General features: G+C 53.8%; 11 protein-coding genes. 1 reads left to right on the forward strand and 10 read right to left on the reverse strand.

Going from position 1 to position 16,917, the window contains the following annotated elements; translation table 11 throughout:
- Positions 1–21: 21 nt before the first annotated feature.
- The 3 genes from Pr1d_RS19625 to Pr1d_RS19635 form a co-directional block, all read right to left on the reverse strand.
- On the reverse strand, positions 22–2,199 hold the full coding sequence (locus Pr1d_RS19625) for an HlyD family efflux transporter periplasmic adaptor subunit (RefSeq protein WP_148075104.1): 2,178 nt from the start codon (positions 2,197–2,199) through the stop codon (positions 22–24).
- A gap of 85 nt (positions 2,200–2,284) precedes the next feature.
- Entirely contained in the window at positions 2,285–3,148 is an 864-nt protein-coding gene (locus Pr1d_RS19630; protein ID WP_210417783.1) for an efflux RND transporter periplasmic adaptor subunit, read from the reverse strand.
- A gap of 17 nt (positions 3,149–3,165) precedes the next feature.
- A complete protein-coding gene (locus Pr1d_RS19635) occupies positions 3,166–5,250 on the reverse strand; it encodes an efflux RND transporter periplasmic adaptor subunit (protein ID WP_148075106.1) in 2,085 nt (694 codons plus the stop codon).
- 205 nt (positions 5,251–5,455) lie between these two features.
- On the opposite strand from Pr1d_RS19635, the gene Pr1d_RS19640 reads away from it, so the two are divergent.
- The gene (locus Pr1d_RS19640; RefSeq protein WP_148075107.1) at positions 5,456–7,648 is read left to right on the forward strand and encodes a TolC family protein; all 2,193 of its coding nucleotides are present in this window, start codon (positions 5,456–5,458) and stop codon (positions 7,646–7,648) included.
- Positions 7,649–7,709: 61 nt separating this feature from the next.
- On the opposite strand, the gene Pr1d_RS19645 is transcribed toward Pr1d_RS19640, so the two are convergent.
- The 7 genes from Pr1d_RS19645 to Pr1d_RS19675 all read right to left on the reverse strand — a co-directional run bounded on the left by Pr1d_RS19645 (position 7,710) and on the right by Pr1d_RS19675 (position 16,113).
- Complete coding sequence (locus tag Pr1d_RS19645) at positions 7,710–8,129, reverse strand: DUF6691 family protein (RefSeq protein ID WP_168205365.1); 420 nt, start codon at positions 8,127–8,129, stop codon at positions 7,710–7,712.
- A gap of 61 nt (positions 8,130–8,190) precedes the next feature.
- A complete protein-coding gene (locus Pr1d_RS19650) occupies positions 8,191–8,673 on the reverse strand; it encodes a YeeE/YedE family protein (protein ID WP_148075109.1) in 483 nt (160 codons plus the stop codon).
- A gap of 25 nt (positions 8,674–8,698) precedes the next feature.
- Entirely contained in the window at positions 8,699–9,604 is a 906-nt protein-coding gene (locus tag Pr1d_RS19655; RefSeq protein ID WP_148075110.1) for a DUF1559 domain-containing protein, read from the reverse strand.
- A gap of 371 nt (positions 9,605–9,975) precedes the next feature.
- Positions 9,976–12,105, reverse strand: a complete 2,130-nt coding sequence (locus tag Pr1d_RS19660) for an AMP-binding protein (RefSeq protein ID WP_148075111.1) — start codon at positions 12,103–12,105, stop codon at positions 9,976–9,978.
- Between the two features lie 290 nt (positions 12,106–12,395).
- Entirely contained in the window at positions 12,396–12,899 is a 504-nt protein-coding gene (locus Pr1d_RS19665) for a hypothetical protein (protein WP_148075112.1), read from the reverse strand.
- Between the two features lie 159 nt (positions 12,900–13,058).
- Positions 13,059–13,586: a hypothetical protein gene (locus Pr1d_RS19670; RefSeq protein ID WP_148075113.1), complete on the reverse strand. Its 528-nt coding sequence runs from the start codon at positions 13,584–13,586 to the stop codon at positions 13,059–13,061.
- A gap of 115 nt (positions 13,587–13,701) precedes the next feature.
- Positions 13,702–16,113 (reverse strand): ATP-binding protein, encoded by a 2,412-nt coding sequence (locus Pr1d_RS19675; protein WP_148075114.1) that lies wholly within the window; start codon positions 16,111–16,113, stop codon positions 13,702–13,704.
- Between the last annotated feature and the right edge of the window lie 804 nt (positions 16,114–16,917).

Genomic DNA, 16,917 nt, shown 5'->3' on the forward strand with positions numbered 1-16,917 from the left:
ATCACTACCGCTCGTTGCGGCCTACCATGGTAAACGCAACTTCCTCTTCACGAAATCAGTCGCGAGCTGGGCAATCGTCGCTCGATTGGCATCGATCTTGGCCTTTCCAGTCGATCCCAATAAGGCTTGGCCATCCTGTTGGTCGAGTTGCACTTCGACCACGTGAAATCGATTGGCGTCGATTTCTGATAACTCTGAATCGGTGCGAGTTGCTCGACTGGCAACTTGTGATACCGTGCCCGTGAGAATTCGCACAGGGGCAGAGCCGAGAAGAATTCGCACGTTGTCGCCAACTTCAACTTCAGCGATGTCGCGTTCATCGACCGTGACTAATGCGGACACTCGTTCAGGATCGCCAATCGTGCAAAGCACGGTTCCCGGCTCAACCCAGCATTGCTGATTTTTCGAATCCAGCGGTGTACCACTCCAAGTCGGGAGTCGGTTAGATGAGCGTTTGTGTTCGACAACGGGCGGGGCGATCACCGTCCCTGCGATGGGTGCTTGCAGATCTAGCGTTGACGCCCGTTGGTTGTACTGGGCGAGTTGCGATTCAGCGTCTCGTAGTTCCGATTCAGCGGTGGGGAGTTGAAGTGACATGCGCGGATCCAGGGCTCGCAAGGTCTTCAGTTGATCGACATGCATCCTCTTTTCTGCCAGTTCCCCCCGGTACTCGACTAGTGAAAGTTCCACCTGGGGATCGACCAGGCGCGCGATCGTATCCCCCGGCTGGACCTGGGTTCCAGCAGAGAGTGCAAATTCTAATTGCCCCGGTTCGGTGGCATAGATGGCATGTCCCTCGGCAGGTACGAAAACCACAGAACCTTCGACTGTGTGCCGAATTGGATAGAAAAACAAGAGCCCGGCCACTCCGGCCAAGAAGGCACTAAGGAGAGAAACCCGCAGCTTGCGGAGCCGATAGCGATTGATGGGATTGCGGATCACCCTCCAGATCCCCAGGCAGGGACCGACGATCATGCCGACAACCGTCACTCCTGCGAGCAGAAACACTATTTTTTCTAGATGATAGGGCCTCGCTACGGCGAGCAGCATCGCAAAGATCGCCAGCAGAATCACCACGCTATAGATCCGCGCCGCTACCGCATAGATCGCCAGACGTCGCTGCTGGATTGTGCTAATCAAGGGATCAGCCGTGTGCGGCTGGCCAAGCAACCAGTCTCGCAAACGTTCGCCCCACAGACCGGAGGCACGTCCCGAGAGATTGGGGATTTCCAATAAGTCGGCGAGCAGATAATAACCATCGTAGCGCAGCAATGGATTGGCATTCACAGCCAAAGTGCTGATCGAACAAATGATCGCCAACCCCAACAGCCACGTGTGCAGCAGCCCAGGTTCGGTGTGCCACCACAGGATGACTGCCCCAGCCGCAATAACCAATTCGACGATCATCCCCGCCGCCGAGACGGCCATCCTCTGCCACTTGCTCGGTAACTTCCACACGTCGGATACATCGCAATAGAGACAGGGCAGCAGCGCCAACAGCATGATCCCCATTTCGTGACAGCGGGAACCCACATGGCGGCATGTGACCGCGTGCCCCAATTCATGCAGCACTTTCACCCCAGCGATGGTCAAGAGCCACAATAGCAAATAGTTCGGGGTGGTCAGTTCACTGATCGAAGGCATCCGCGCAGCGAATTGAGTCCAATGTCCAACTAGCAGCCAGATTGCATAAACCACCATGGTGACGGCTGCCACGCCGACCACTGGAGAGAATAACCAGCGCACGTTCGAGTAAAGCGATTCGATTGTTGCCGTAGCGTCCCAGCTCGCAACGCGAAAAGACAAGACTCGGACCAGACTTTGCCAACGTTCATTCCGGCGACGCTTGGTGGCACGATCCAGCAGCTCCCGACCTTGTCCAGCGGCGGTACTCACCAAGAGACCCTGATCAAACAATTGAGCTACTGCCTGCTGTAGGGCAGCATGCGTAATTGTGCGAGGGGCAAACTTCGCTTCAAAGCATTTCTGTAGGTCTGCCAGGGAATTTTCCTTGCGGAGTTCGTCGAAAAGAAACATCTCCGCAGCAGAAAGCTGAAAGACCTCCAGCGTAAGCGGATCCTTCAAAACAAAACTCTCTTGGCCTCCATACGACACCGCGACCGGAGCGATGTCCCCCCGGGAGCGCAGCCCCAAAAGACGGTTTGCGGTCGCCAAAAGATAGTCAGTGGGATTGGACATTAGTAGCGAATCTCTTTGATAGCCCTCGGAGTCAAGCCGATGGTTCTCACGGTATCGAACTACCGCTGCCTTCCGGCGACGGCTATTATTTTTCTATTTCTAAGGTCCCCTGTTGTCCGGCGCGAATTTCTCCAGACGGATTGTCAATTTCCGCCCAAACTCGCACCTGGCGGGTCACAGGGTCCATCTCGGGGCTTACGAACCGCAAGGTGCCTCGTGCGGTGGTTGCTTGATCCCCCTCGCCACAATGAAAAATGATTTCTTTGCCAACGAGGTTTTCAGTCAATAAGTCAACATCTAAAAAGCCCTCAGCACGCAATTTATCGATTGCGACAAGCCGAACCACTGGTGCGCCCAATTCAACCCACTCGCCTCGACGAGCCCAGATCAAAGCCACGGTCCCCGCAAAGGGCGCCTGCACTTCATGCTGGGCTAGCCTCAATTTGGCTTCGGCCACTTCTTGTTGCTTGAGTTTCCACGCAAACTGGTCGAGTTCCAACTCATGCTCGGCTTGGGCAGCTTCGAGCGAGAGTTTCTCAACGGTGAGCCTTTCTACATCAAGTTGCGATTGAGAAATACTTTTGGCAAACTGTGAGATCGATTCCTGGGAGCGTTCTAACTCAGCCTGGGCGACCGCGAGCGATTTCTCGGCGAATTTCACGCGGATGCGATTGGTTGCCTTGGCCTCGGCTTGGGCACTTTCCAGATCCGCCTTGGCTACATCCAGTTTTGCTTGACGACTGTCCAGTCGGGCAAGCGTTTCCCCTTCGGAAACCACGGCCCCTTCTTTCACTACGATTTCTTTTAACACACCTGTTTGTTGGGCGGGGACCTCAGCCGCATCCAGGGGGCTCAAAACCACTTCGACAATGAGTGGTTCGCCCTGCACAGTCACAGGAACTGATGCCGCAATACTGAACAGACAGAATAGTAGTCTCTGATATGTCAAAGCATCGCACCTTTCAATTAGAAAGCCATCCAGCTGTAGAGATTGTCCCAGACATCGTGCAGCCATACGTAGCCCAGTGATTCCTTGCCACATAACAGGCGTACCTTGGCTTCCATCCCGGGTCGCGCCGCGGGGAGCTTCTCCTCATTCACGGCAATATCCACTTGAATGTCGGGCAATTCTTCGGCGAGCTTCTCTGGATCAAACACCGCAATTTCACATATCTCGGCAACGTGGCCCCGGTAGACCTCGTCAGAGTCGCCAGCGAGTTTGAAACGAACAGGCAGAGGAACATCGGTCCGACCTTCCGCGGCAAGTACATACCCTATCTGATCCTGCGGCACGCGGGCCTTGAGTTGCCAGCCTGAGTGAGTATCTGCCACGGTGAACAGCACCTGCCCTCGTTCAACTGGCCGCGTGCGGAGCAAGTGCTGTACGTCGAGCGTGAGCACCATTCCAGTGAGCGGACTACGAAGAGTGAGCGCCTGCTCTCGCCTCTCAAGAATCGCAGCTTGTTCTATTAGACTTGCCAAACGCAATTCAAGTTGCTTGGCTTCAGCTGAGAGAGGTAATCGGTCTGTGCGTGGTTCTTCACGAGCTTGTCGATCCGTGCGAGACACGGCAATTGCTTCAAGCCGTTTGCGAACCGTGGCGATTTCGCCTCTTACCCGTTCACTATCCAGTGCCAACTGGGGATCGTCGAGAACGCAAAGTACATCGCCTTTGGCAACTTGATCGCCATGGTAAACTAGGATTTCCTTCACCGTGCCATTGGCAGTGGCGAACACGTCTTGTTCAACCAGCGGCGTGAGCGTTGCCGGGGCTTCGATTTCAAAATCGGTCTTCACGAACACCAGGGCCGCCAATGCAAGGGCGATTGCCGTGGCGGCTAGTGCCAAGCGGCTTATCCCCCATGTTTCCCAAAGATTGTGCCAACGATTGGTCCAAGCCAACGTGGTCCGCACGGGAAATCGATCCAAACGTATTCTCTGCTGAAGGGCCGGCTCACATAGATCTGCCAGTTCCACGACTCGTGATCGCAGAAGTTGATCGCTCGTCGAACCGAAGTCTTCGGCAATCAAAACCGCTCTACACTCTGAATGTGATTTCTTGTGGGCGTCCAGAGATTCCGCAGTTCGAAGCTGGATCGGGACAGCCACCAGTCGGCGAGCGTGGGTGCTATCCAAGTATTTCTGGAGCACTTCTCCGACCGCACTCGGAAGTTCGCCATCTCTTTCAACATCCGAAGAGTCCGAGTAGTCAATCGGATCACGCCATTTTGCAGTGACTTCAGCAAGCTCTTGAAGCTGCTTAACGGCATCAGCCCGGGTATCGAAACGTTCCGCACCACTGGCAGCTTGTAACTTCCATTTTCCGCTGCGATTGAGGAGCACGCTCAATCTATCAACCCCCAGATACCTGCAACCCTCGTTGGCAATAAAGTAGGTTAGCTCGTTGAGGTTTGATCCCGCTTGCAATCGCCGAACAAGACTCAGCACTTCGCCGTGGCTAGCCTGTTCGGTGCGTAATGTGCGGAGTTGCTCATGAAGATGAAAATCGGTAGCAATCTGGCATACCGCCGCAAGAAACTCCTCCCAGCCCTGCTGCACTGCAGGACTACAACCACTGCGCAGAAACAATTCAATAATTGCCTGTGGACGATGGGAAACCTCAGCGTCATTCGTGGATTCATGCACCGCTCCAAGCAGCAAGACGGTGTCGCTCGGAAACTCGTCACCCACTGGCAATACGACGCGAGGTCCATCTGCGCTAGCGCCTTGTTGCAAGAGTTGCTGATGATCGTTGTCTGCATTCTTTAAAAAGTCTGACGAGTTCGTTCGTTGCCTGAGTTTCCATTTTCCTTTTAGGGCTGGTTCCCATATTGCCCCCCCCTGGGCAGCAAGGATCGCCACACAACCTGCTAGCAGTTGGCGGTAGAACTCATCCACTTCAACAGGTGCGCGAGCGAGCTCATGGAGTTTTGCTAGAAACTCCTCCACTTGCTGCCAGCTATCCGGCGCACTTTTATGGGCTTCAAGTTCGTGGGGTTCAAGTCTGCTCATTACTTCTTCAGTATATGCAGCCAAGACGTTTTCATTCACACATGGACTCTCTGAAAGGGAAACTTCCTCCCGTTATTCTGGGAGGCCAATCGAGTTTGGCAAACTGCGCAAGCTTTGCGGTTGATACGGGAAATCGTGGTTGTACTGCTTCTGACACGCCGAAACACACATGGAGACCACCTAATGGAGATGGCGCTCCCCTCGTTTGCAGTCAATTCAACCCAATTGATCGGCTACCCTTCGAATGGCAATGCTTTCCCGCATGCAACTGGCCATTATTCCGCTCTGCCTGCTGGCAGTGCTGGCGGGATGTCGTTCGCGCCGGGACGGCGCATTTAAGACCACCGTGTCGGACGATTGCTATCGAGCTGTTGCAACGGAGATTGAATATCCCGTGACCCAGTGCAGCAGCACGAGCGAGGATTGGGCCGTGTTGGAGCCTTTGTCTCTGACGAGTATCGAGGAGCCCGAGTATTGGGACGTCAAATTAGAAAACGTCGTTCAATTGGCACTATCGCAATCTAAGGTGTTCCGCGATTTGGGTGGAGTCCTTTTGCGAGCACCTGATTCGGTCGAAACCTATTGGGATCCCGCGATTCGCGAAACCGACCCGCGATTTGGCGTCGATGCGGCACTGAGTGCGTTTGATGCCCAGTTCTCGACCAGCATCTATGGTGAAAAGAACAATCGGGCACTCAACAACGAATTCTTCGGTGGTGGCACACGTATTCTCAGACAAGATGCGATCGTGTTCCAATCTCAGCTCGCAAAGCAGGCTGTCACCGGTACCAAGTTTGCCTTCCGGCACAACATCGATTACGACGCGAACAACGCTCCAGGCAATTTGTTTCCCAGCGCCTGGAATGTCAACTTCGAAACCGAATTCCGTCATCCGCTGCTTCAGGGCAACGGCATGGAATACAACCGCATAGCGGGACCCACAAATATCCCAGGCCTCTACAACGGCGTGTTGATTGCCCGAGTAAATACCGATGTCGAGCTAGCCGAGTTTGAAATCGGCGTCCGCGACCTCGTGAGCAATATCGAAAACGCCTATTGGGACCTCTACTACGCCTATCGTGATCTCGAAACCAAAGTCGCCGCACGCGACGCGGCCCTGGACACTTGGCGGCGAATTCATGCGTTATACGAATCAGGACGACGAGGCGGAGAGGCCGAAAAAGAAGCCCAAGCCCGCGAACAATTCTTCCGTTTCCAGGAAGAAGTCCAGAATGCGCTTAGTGGACTGCTAATCGATGGTACGCGCACAGACAATGGCAGTGGAGGGGGAACTTTCCGCGGCAATGGAGGAGTCCAAGTCGCCGAACGCCGACTGCGGCGACTCATTGGCCTACCACCGACCGATGGGCGACTATTGCGTCCCATCGATGAACCTTTGACGGCTCCTGTTGATTTCGACTGGACCGAATCCACTCACGAAGCAGTCATCCGTCGTGCTGAATTGCGACGTCAGCGGTTTGAGACTCGCCGGTTCGAACTCGAATCGATTGCCAGTCGAAATTACTTGCTGCCTCAACTGGACACTATTGGCCGTTATCGTTGGCGTGGGTTTGGAAATGACCTGCTTGATCCCAGCAACAATGGCGTGGGAGAGTTCGACTATGCCTACAACAATCTCACCATGGGCGATTTCCAGGAATGGCAGATAGGCGTTGAGTTGAACGTGCCGCTAGGTTATCGACGCGGATACACCGCTGTGCGGAATGCCGAGTTGCAACTCTGCCGAGCACGGGCCCTGTTGAAAGAGCAAGAGCATCAGGTTCTACACAACTTGGCAAATGCTGTTGCCGAATTGAAAAGGTCCTATGTGGTCTCGCAAACGACATTCAACCGACTTGATGCCGCCCGTCAACAGTTGGCAGCCGTCCAAGCGGCTTTTGACGCAGACAAAGCACCGCTCGACTTGCTCTTGGAGGCCCAAAGGCAACTGGCCAACTCCGAGTCTCGCTACTTCCGCTCATTGGCCGAATACGCGGTGGCCGTGAAAAACGTACACTACGCCAAGGGAACCCTACTTGATTACGACGGTGTCTTCCTAAGCGAAGGAGGCTGGCCGTCAGCGGCCTATCACGACGCCGCGGTACGCGAAAGCTTGCGTGGAAAACCAAGAGAAATCAACTATGCCTCTTCCTGTGCACCACGCGTAGCCTACGGCCCCTATGACCAGCGCCCCGATCAGGTGTATCACATTCCCGCGACGCCTGAAGAAGAAGGCAGCCTGGAAGAATCCGCCATCCCAATCCCTGCAGACTTGCAATCAGCAGAACCACTTTGGGAACCAACCGTAGCGGCGGAACCGATTCCAACTTCAATAGAGCAAGAACTCCAACTCACAAATCCCGCTACCCCAGATAATGTGATCACGCCCGTAAATTACTCTGAGGTCATGCAGTCGCTTCTGGAAATGGCGGAGTAGCGTTCTGCTTCCAGCCGAAATACTCATTTCTCGCGGAAACCATTCTTCTGACTTGAGCCCTCTAGTGCGGAAGCCTCGGCTTGAGAGCTGCATAGCAAAACATTCCTGACAGTGCTCCGGCCAGAGTGAAGAGGGCCATCCATGCTCCACCACCGATCTGGGCATAGATGGGACCGGGGCAGGCTCCCGTAATAGCCCATCCCGCACCGAAGAGCATTCCACCAATGATGACGCCTGTGTGGTAAGGTTTTGGCTCATAGACTATCGGCTTGCCATCCACCGTGGTGATGCCAAGTTTCTTGATCAAGAACATCGACACCATGGCTACGACAATAGCCAAACTGATGATCAGGTACATGTACGCTTCTTTGAACAGAAACATGTCGTGGATTCGCTCCCAACAGGCGACTTCCGATTTTGTGAACAGAATCCCTAAGTAGGCGCCGATCAGCAACACACTGGCGAATTTAGATAAGGACATGCTACGGCTCAAGTTCTTGTCTGGCATGGAAGTATCGTTTGTCATGATCAGATATCACTCACTAGAAAATGAATTGTCCCAGCCCCCACGTGACTGCGAGGCCACCCGCGAAGAAACAAAAGGTTGCCACCAAGCTGGGCCAATTGAGATTGGAGATGCCCGTAATTGAATGGCCTGATGTACAACCACCAGCGTAACGCGTACCAAACCCGATCAAGAAACCGCCAAACAATAGCCGGACCGCACCCCCTACGCTGACGAACGACTTAGGTAGGAATTGCACCGGCTCAGCAGACAAAAAGTGCGTCGCTACGAATGCGCCAAAGGCAATGCCTACAGCGAACACGAGCGTCCACATGTTCGCCTGACGGTCATGTTTGCTCAGATACTCCAGTTTGCTCTGCGGAGCGCACATTGCACCCACTTGCTGCAAACTAGTCGAAATCCCAAACGCTTTGCCGGCCAGGATGTACAGGAGCGGCACGGTTAGACCGATTAGCGTCCCAGAAACCCACCAGGGCCACGGCTGCAAGAAGCGATCCATGGAATAGCTCCGATATTAAACTGAATCACAGCTCACTCATATCAACCACCTGACCATCGGCAATCGTCGATAGGTTTTTCAGAATTAGCATATCAATTGCTGTGCTAATCGCGGCGACATGACCATCGAGAAAGGCGAAATGAACTAGCTCTCCGTGCTCACTTCCAAACTTCGCCCTATCTACGTCATACTGGCCCGTTGCTAAGCCATTCTCAGTGCCGGCGAGGACTGCGGCAGGATTATCAGCCGCGAAGAATGCCGTGTCTCCCTTGTCGTGGTCCTCGAGACCAGGCTCGGAATCCACTTCTGCTGGGATATGCCTCTCGCCAATAGCGAATGTCTGCGACAGGCCATCAATCACCTGCCGTGCCTTGATTTTCGAAAACGTGAACATAGGACCCACCACAGCACCGATATCAGGCGTTGTATCCCAATCGTTTTGAGTAGTTCCCCAATGGTAATCGAGTCCCGCATTGGCAGCATAGTCTCCTCCTGCCGCTACATCTTGAACCTCTGAGGGACTGTCATTGTTATCGAAATCCCGATCCGCTGCGGGCTCGCGACGGGTCGGACAGTAGAAAGTCTCCACTGGGGTTCGCATTGCTTGGGCATTGCGATCGTCAAACACTGGGGCTTCTTTCACAAAGGAGTCGTAGACATTTCCCTGCTCGATAAAGGGCAACATGTGAAATGCCCACGACACGCCTTCCTGCCAGTGAGTTTCTCGGCCCATGGTGTAGCGTTCGTGAGCATCATGATAGAGCTGTTCAGAAAGCACGATTTGCTTGAGATTGTTTACGCACTGCGAGCGGCGTGCGGATTCGCGTGCTGCTTGAATCGCAGGAAGCAGTAGTCCAACGAGGACACCTATGATGGCAATCACTACGAGTAGCTCAACAAGGGTAAAGCCAGATTTTTGCGCAGGTCTCATGTTGGTACCTCACGAAACAGGGGTTTGATTTATTGGGACAGAACGTTCACGACGGAGTCGCGAAGCTAACCAAGGCAGGTAGGGATGGTCGTGGTAGTCAGGCGGGTGAAAACTATCAGGCGATTGTTAATCCCCTGTTCCATTCGGGAAGTCTAGTTGGCAAGCGCTGAGAATGTCAAGACTTTTTCGCTTGGAATCAATAAATCAAAACGTAGAGCGTCTTGTATTAGCTAGCAACATACTAAATCGTGCCACAAGTAATCTTGACGCCACAACTGTCCTCAGTCAGAAAGCAGTGAATTCTTTCCCTAAGACGTTGTCTGGTAGAACTTTGTAACAAGTTCGTGAAGAAGCGAAATCGTAAACATACGCTACCGCACTTTGGGGGCTTGCAGTTCGCCAGCAAGATATTGAGCTAACTCTTTCGGAGTAGGACAACTCCAGATCACCATTGGAGGGGATTGCAAACCTAACAATTGGTCGATTTCTTGGCTCACCTCTACGGCTGTTAGTGAATCGATTCCCAATTCGGCAAACGGAGTGTCGGGATGCATGAGCCCGGTCTGGATATTTGTCCGTTTGGATAGCCAGACAACCAACCACTCTTGTACATTTTCCTGGAGATCCTTTGTACTCAATTCAGTAGCATGAGCAAGAAAATCTGGCTGCGTGGAAAGTTCCATTGTTGATTCAGCAGGGAGCTCGTCCCCACTGCACAAGTGATTGGTCCATTGCGCGGTGACGGCTAACTCGTCCTTCAGGAATTGCTCGCGACACTTCTTTCGCTGAACCTTGCCGCTGGAAGTAATGGGCAGGCTAGCTGGACGAATTAATACGATTGCATGGGGATCGATCTCATGTTCCTCGACGATTGCAGTGCGGATCGCGTGCATGATGGCTTCATGGTCTGCACCACGAAACTCACGTCGCCATTGGAACACCAGCACCAGTTGCTCATGTCCTTCCACCTCGACGGGAAAGGCTGCGCCCAGATCTACCGCTTCGTGGGCTGCCTGAGCAGTACGCTCTAGGTCCTGGGGATAGTGATTGCGGCCCCGCACGATGATCACATCCTTCAGCCGCCCCGTGACATAGAGTTCCCCTTCGTGAGAGAATCCCAAATCGCCGGTGCGCAAGAACTCTCCATCACCATGGTTCACTAGTTTAGCACGAAAGGTCTCGTTGTTGGTCGCTTCCTGATTCCAGTAGCCTGGTGCTACCGAGTCTCCTTGCACCCAGATCTCGCCAATTTGATCCTCTTCGCGAGCTTCTAAAGTAACCGGATCTACGATTCGGAAGGTAATGCCCTTGCAAGCTTGGCCACATCCGACCAGCGCTTGGCTGCTGCCATTGCTCTCGGCAACTGGTACGACGCGGTGGTTCCGCTTCGCAGCGCGATCAACATGCAAGACGCGCGGACCCGATGGATGCTGCCCTCCGGTGACGATGACCGTAGACTCTGCCAATCCATAACAAGGATAGAACGCACTACGCCGGAAACCGGCACTTTCGAATGCCGTTGCAAACTCATCGAGTGTCGCGGGATTGATTGGCTCCGCTCCACAAAATGCCAACCGCCAATGGCTTAAGTCGAGTAAGTCACGCTCGGCTTCCGACATCTTGGTAACTGCCAGTTTATATCCAAAATCCGGAGATCCACTGATCGTGGCTTGTGTTTCCGACATCAACTCCAACCAACGTTGTGGTCGGCGGAGAAAAGTCGTCGGAGCAATCAATGTGCTCGTCCCCCCCACATAGATCGGAGTCAGAATCGAGCCAATCAGACCCATGTCGTGATAGGCGGGAAGCCAGAACACACCCTTCTGGTGGACGGAACCATCGATCGAAAAGCCGGTGCGAATCGCCTCCAGATTGTGCAGGATATTGCCATGGCTAACCATCACTCCGCGTGGTTCTGAAGTCGATCCCGAGGTGTATTGCAAGAAAGCCAGATTTTCGGCGCTACGTGAAATCGGCTCGAAAGAATTAGTCTGATCATCCGACACAAGATCCGTCGGCTCCCAGCTCAACTCACTGATCGCGGGAGACTGCTGATCGAGGCATAATCCCGCGAGGGAGGAACTGTGAGTCAGAACTAGGCTTGGCCGACAGTCCTCCACGATAGAATCCAGCCGCGGGGAAGGTCGCCGTGGCTTGGGATAGGTTGCCGGCACCGGCAGAGCCCCTGCATAGACACACCCCATGAATGCGGCGATGAATTCTAATCCGGGAGGATAAACCAACAGCACTCGGTCACCGACACTTGTGCGACGTGCCAACCATCTACCTAAGCTGCGGCTTCTTAACTCAAGTTGAGCGAAAGTCCACGACTGTTGGTTGCCCTCGTCGTCTTCAAACACAAAAGCAGTCAACTCGGGAAACTGACAGGCGCGACTCTGAAGCATCTCGGCCAAGTTGGAGAAGCAGCAGCCGAGATCATTCTTATTTTCGTGCATGTCTGTCAATATAGGAGAAGCGTGGTTGCTTGTGATCGTACTCACGCGTGTTCTTGATTTGCCAACTCCATCCGACCAACCAATCGCTCAAACAGATTCGGTATCGCAATACTCTCTGGAGATGAAAGTACAGTCGAAATCACGTCTCCGCTAAGGTGAGGAAACACAGGCAACTCCGGTAACATAAATTAGCGTCTGAGGGCACTTTCTGGCAACTCTTTGGCGCGATTTCACAGCAAGAAAACAAGATTTCCAGCAATCGAGGCGCGCTCAGCCGCAAGAATCGTCATAACAATAAATGTCACATGTTTTGCGTCGTCCGCGAGGTGGCGCCGTCATTCCGCATTGGGCTGAAGTGGAGGCTGTGGCGTTTCTGGTGGATTGGCTTTCTGAAGGGGCCGAGCCTGCAGCGATTGATTGTTCAGATAGATGACCCCACGATAGGAAACAGCAGGATCCGTACCTCGCAACGAGAGCGTCGGTTGTGCTTCTGTAGCAGCCACAACCAATGGACGCAGTTGAGGATCGACCACCAACAATTGCCTCGCGATCAAACGCCCTACGAGTACATCGGTTGCGATGTCACACACGATATTGCCATCGCTATCCTTCAGCACAAGGGCACCCACACGGTCGGAAAGCTGAGTGGGATCGTTATCGACTGCCTTTTTGAAACTCAATTCCGCGAGCGTGATGTCTGGATCCTGCTGATCGACAATCTGGAGGCTCTCGCAGCGAATCTCTTTCGAGACAACCTGTTGCATGAGCTTGTCGCGCACCGCGGCGCCAAGGGCAAACAGCAATAGGGGATAAACGATCCAGCGTTCTCGTTCCGACATCGTGAATCTCTTTCTTCGATACGTGTAGGGTGGGCATTGCCCGCCCGAATTTCGGCTTGGTTAGCAGGGAGGTTGGTGGGCGATGCCCACCCTACCTGAGAGTTTAATCGATAGGCTACAACGAAACTCATTCCCTTCGCTACAGTCAATCTGCTTCCACTAACCAGCGCGGGAAAAATAAATGGCCCCCAATTGGCGGTCTGCCCCCGATTCCGTCAGGAGAAATCCAACCACCTGCCCGTCGCGTTCATCCATTTCAAGTTCAAACTGGCGTGCTACCGTGGTGTCTTCTTCTGTCTGCGAAGGAGTTGTCACTTCAATCATGCATCCCGTGGGAGAGGTTTCCAAAACTTGCCAAGTGGCAGATATTGGTTCCGACCCATTGGCCAGTGACATCTTCAATCGCTGGTGATCGATAAACTCAAATCGAAGTTCAACGTCGTAGGCTTCCCAATCAGTCTCGGCCTTAGCAACATCGGATTCTTGGGAGTTGCCGCTTCCCGTCCGATTGCCATACTTTTCTGCTTCCCGTTCGGCACGGGCTGACGCAGTATCTGGACGACCAACCCAAGTCCCCAACAGTTTTCCCGCAACCTGCTGCTGGCAGCCGGTGGTAGCCAAGAGGAAAAACAATCCGAGTAAACGCGCCAGGGTGCCAGGTCGTTGGAGATGCCGCGCTAAGTGCATTTTTTAAGTTCCGCAGTAGGCTTGCTATATCAGTGAAAAACTTATTGTAGCGGGGAATGCCAATACGACCAATGATGAAGTCTGATTCCCAGCAATCAGGTCGATACGCCTAGTACTACCACGCCGGTTCGGCCTGTCCTGCATCGTCAATCTTCCACGGCAGCCACACCAGAACCACCGGACCGACATCGATGTCGCTCTTGCGGGGAGTGATTACTTCATTTTCCAACTTGAGATTTGCGGGGTCGCACTCTCGCTCGATTTGCTCTATACGGGATTGCAAATCGTCTTTCAAGCGATCCAAGGCTTCGACTTTTTCATCGAGCTGCTCTTCGGCCCTCGATTGTTGGCCTCGCTCCCGCATGGTGCGCTCGACTGCAGTTGTCGGTTGTCGGCGGGAGGAACGTTTCTTGCCCAAAATGCCCATCAATGCGTCGCCAACCACCAGCAGCATCTCAAGAAGCCGCATCCAAAACTGGGACCTTTGCGAATTAAGATAGTCTTCCGCCTTGCGAACGGCTGCTTCGGCGCGATTAATCTTGTTGGCGTAGTCACTTTTGGTATCCTCAACCAGTTCGGATCGCTTGCGGAGTGCCAACTCGCCGAGCCTCGCACGAAACTCTGCTTCAGACTCTCCCGCATGAGAACTCAAATCAAGAAGTTCACATCGCCAAGTCGTCAATCGTTCGGTCCGATACAAATGATCGACCAAATCGTTGTCCCACCGAGTGTAGTTTTTCTCCTGTGTCAAAGGAGACGGCAATACGGCAAACTCACATTCATGGGGCGGCGCATCCTCGAGCATGCGTGTGTTCTCCAGCAGCATGGCCGTATTCCACATCGGCCCAGGCAGCTTGTCATCCACTGTTTGCAATGCAACTGCCTTCCGCCAGAAGTCCACGCCGGCCGACGACTTGACAAAATGAAGTTTGACATCGCTAGCTATTCCCGGCCGATATTGCAGACGGCAATCCTCGGCCAGCTCCTCTCCAAAAGGCCAGTATTTCTGGACAATACTACCAGACAATACCGGTCGCGTATTGATCTGCGACCCGCCATTGGTGAGTTCTGCCTTGGCATCTGATTCTGCTGATGCTTCGTGTGCAAACTCCGCCCGACGCGGCTGCATGAGAGTGCGGATCTGATCTCTGGTCAGTGGCCCGCGCAGATACGACATCGCCCAGCGGGTGTGAAAGACGCGCGGTTGGTTCTCGTGCACATTGTTCATCAGGAACACGCGCGACCCCAACGCCGCCAGCGTCGCTTCCATCTGCTGTCGATTGAACGTCGCCCCAGCCTGGGTGGAGGCCCCTTCGAGCCCCTCCAGCACGCGCATCTTGTCGCGTTCGGTTTGCAGTCGTCCCAGAAACCAAGTCCCCGCATTCGAAAGCCCTTTGTAGTCGAGATCGACCGGATTCTGTGTCGCCAACACCACACCCAGCCCATACGCCCGCGCCTGCTTCAAGAGCGTAAGCATCGGCTTCTTGCTGGGGGGATTGGCCGTCGGCGGGAAGTAGCCGAAAACCTCGTCCATGTAGAGAATCGCCCGCAGACTACCGGTGCCTGGCTGAGAGCGCATCCACGCCACGATTTCGTTGAGCAGAATCGTAACAAAGAACATCCGCTCAGAGTCGTTCAAATGGGCGATCGAGAGAATCGACAATCGCGGTTTTTTCTCGTCCGTGTAGAGCAATTGATTGATGTCGAGCGCACTCCCTTCCAGCCAACTGGCAAACGAAGGAGAGGCCAACAGATTGTTGAGCTTCATACCCAATTCCAGTCGCGCCGGTGCAGGGAGAAAAGTCTCCAGGTCAACGATCCCCACTTTGGTAAACGGCGGCTGCTGAATATCGTGAATTAACCCCGCCAAGTCGGGACTGCGACCAGCACGCCAGGCATGGTCGAGTACGTTGGAAACCAGAATCGCCTCACGACTCTTCACGGGGTCGGCTTCCAACCCCAACAATGCGAACACCCCTTGCGTAGTTGACTGCACGAGATCCTGATAGATGTCCGTATCGTCGATCACTTCCTGGGGCGGGGCATGGAAGCCTTTGAGAATGCTCAACGGTATCCCCGCACTGCTGCCGGGAGTATAGATCACCTTGTCGACCGCATCATTGAACCGCTGGATTCGCTCCCCCGATTCATCCCACTCGGCCAAACCCTTGCGCCATAAAGTGGCCGTCTGCTCGGCGAGTTCGGGCTCGGTCATCCCCTTCTGCACGGCAACCGCAGGATCAACCCAAGGTTGAAAGTCCGCAGGCAACAGATCGGGAAACGCCAGCAGCAAATTCCCCAGATCCCCTTTCGGATCGACCGCAATCACCGGAATCCCATCAAGCGCCGCTTCTTCGATCAGCGACAGGCACAACCCCGTTTTCCCACTGCCGGTCATGCCGACACACACCGCATGGGTCGTCAGGTCGCTACTGTCATAGAGCACCTTTTCTCCAGCAACCTTGCGCTGGGCGAGATCATAGTCTCTGCCTAAATAAAAGGACCCGCGTTTTTCGTAGTCTTGCATAGCTTGAGATTGTAGCCAGACCGCATAGGCCGAAACAAGCCGAGTGGATTACCGGCAGAGTAGATGCGACTCTCCGAGCCGGAATTCTTCGAGTTGACAAATCACCGCGAGCGTTTCAGTTCCCATTGAGCGACAGATCCCACTCAGAGAGGGTCACTCACCCCAATCCCCAGTTCCCAGCCCCAGCTCTTTCTGACTAGCGCCCAGTAACCAGCGCCTTCCTCATTCCTCATTCCTCATTCCTCATTCCTCATTCCTCATTCCTCATTCCTCATTCCTCATTCCTCATTCCTCATTCCTCATTCCTCATTCCTCATTCCTCATTCCTCATTCCTCATTCATCATTCCGCATTCATCATTCCGCATTCCGCATTCCGCATTCCGAAATCTCCCTCGTGTGTGAGTGCCTCATTCAGATTGCCACAAAAAGCCCAGCGCGGCCGGTGGCCGCAACCGAATATCAAATAAACGCAGAGATCACAGAGGCGCAGAGGAGGAAATATAAGATTTCTCTGCGTATCTCCGCGGCTCGGCGTCCTCTGCGTTTAGATAATTTTTGTAAGCTGCGAAGTTTTGAATCGTTAGTAGCACAAAGTAGCTTGGGTCCCCGACCCGAGATCTAGAGCATTTGTCCAAACGGGACGGGGTCCCATTCTACGTTTTGGGATAGGCACTTAATTGTTTTCGTGCCTTCTTGTGCTTTTCGTGGCAATCGCTTTTCGATAAGGCTACTTAGCAGAGAGAAAAACGGCCGGAGAAAATACCACTCGGAGAGTGGTGCTACAATCTGTCTACTCGATTCGA

The sequence above is a fragment of the Bythopirellula goksoeyrii genome, from assembly GCF_008065115.1.
In the GTDB taxonomy this organism is placed as follows: Bacteria; Planctomycetota; Planctomycetia; order Pirellulales; family Lacipirellulaceae; genus Bythopirellula; species Bythopirellula goksoeyrii.

What these genes read in the sequence shown, in the direction of transcription:
- Pr1d_RS19645 (WP_168205365.1), bottom strand. Translation starts at nt 8,129, where the DNA reads ATGTCCTTATCTAAATTCGCCAGTGTGTTGCTGATCGGCGCCTACTTA.
- Pr1d_RS19665 (WP_148075112.1), bottom strand. Translation starts at nt 12,899, where the DNA reads ATGTCGGAACGAGAACGCTGGATCGTTTATCCCCTATTGCTGTTTGCC.
- Pr1d_RS19670 (WP_148075113.1), bottom strand. Translation starts at nt 13,586, where the DNA reads ATGCACTTAGCGCGGCATCTCCAACGACCTGGCACCCTGGCGCGTTTA.
- Pr1d_RS19650 (WP_148075109.1), bottom strand. Translation starts at nt 8,673, where the DNA reads ATGGATCGCTTCTTGCAGCCGTGGCCCTGGTGGGTTTCTGGGACGCTA.
- Pr1d_RS19640 (WP_148075107.1), top strand. Translation starts at nt 5,456, where the DNA reads ATGGCAATGCTTTCCCGCATGCAACTGGCCATTATTCCGCTCTGCCTG.
- Pr1d_RS19675 (WP_148075114.1), bottom strand. Translation starts at nt 16,113, where the DNA reads ATGCAAGACTACGAAAAACGCGGGTCCTTTTATTTAGGCAGAGACTAT.
- Pr1d_RS19655 (WP_148075110.1), bottom strand. Translation starts at nt 9,604, where the DNA reads ATGAGACCTGCGCAAAAATCTGGCTTTACCCTTGTTGAGCTACTCGTA.
- Pr1d_RS19625 (WP_148075104.1), bottom strand. Translation starts at nt 2,199, where the DNA reads ATGTCCAATCCCACTGACTATCTTTTGGCGACCGCAAACCGTCTTTTG.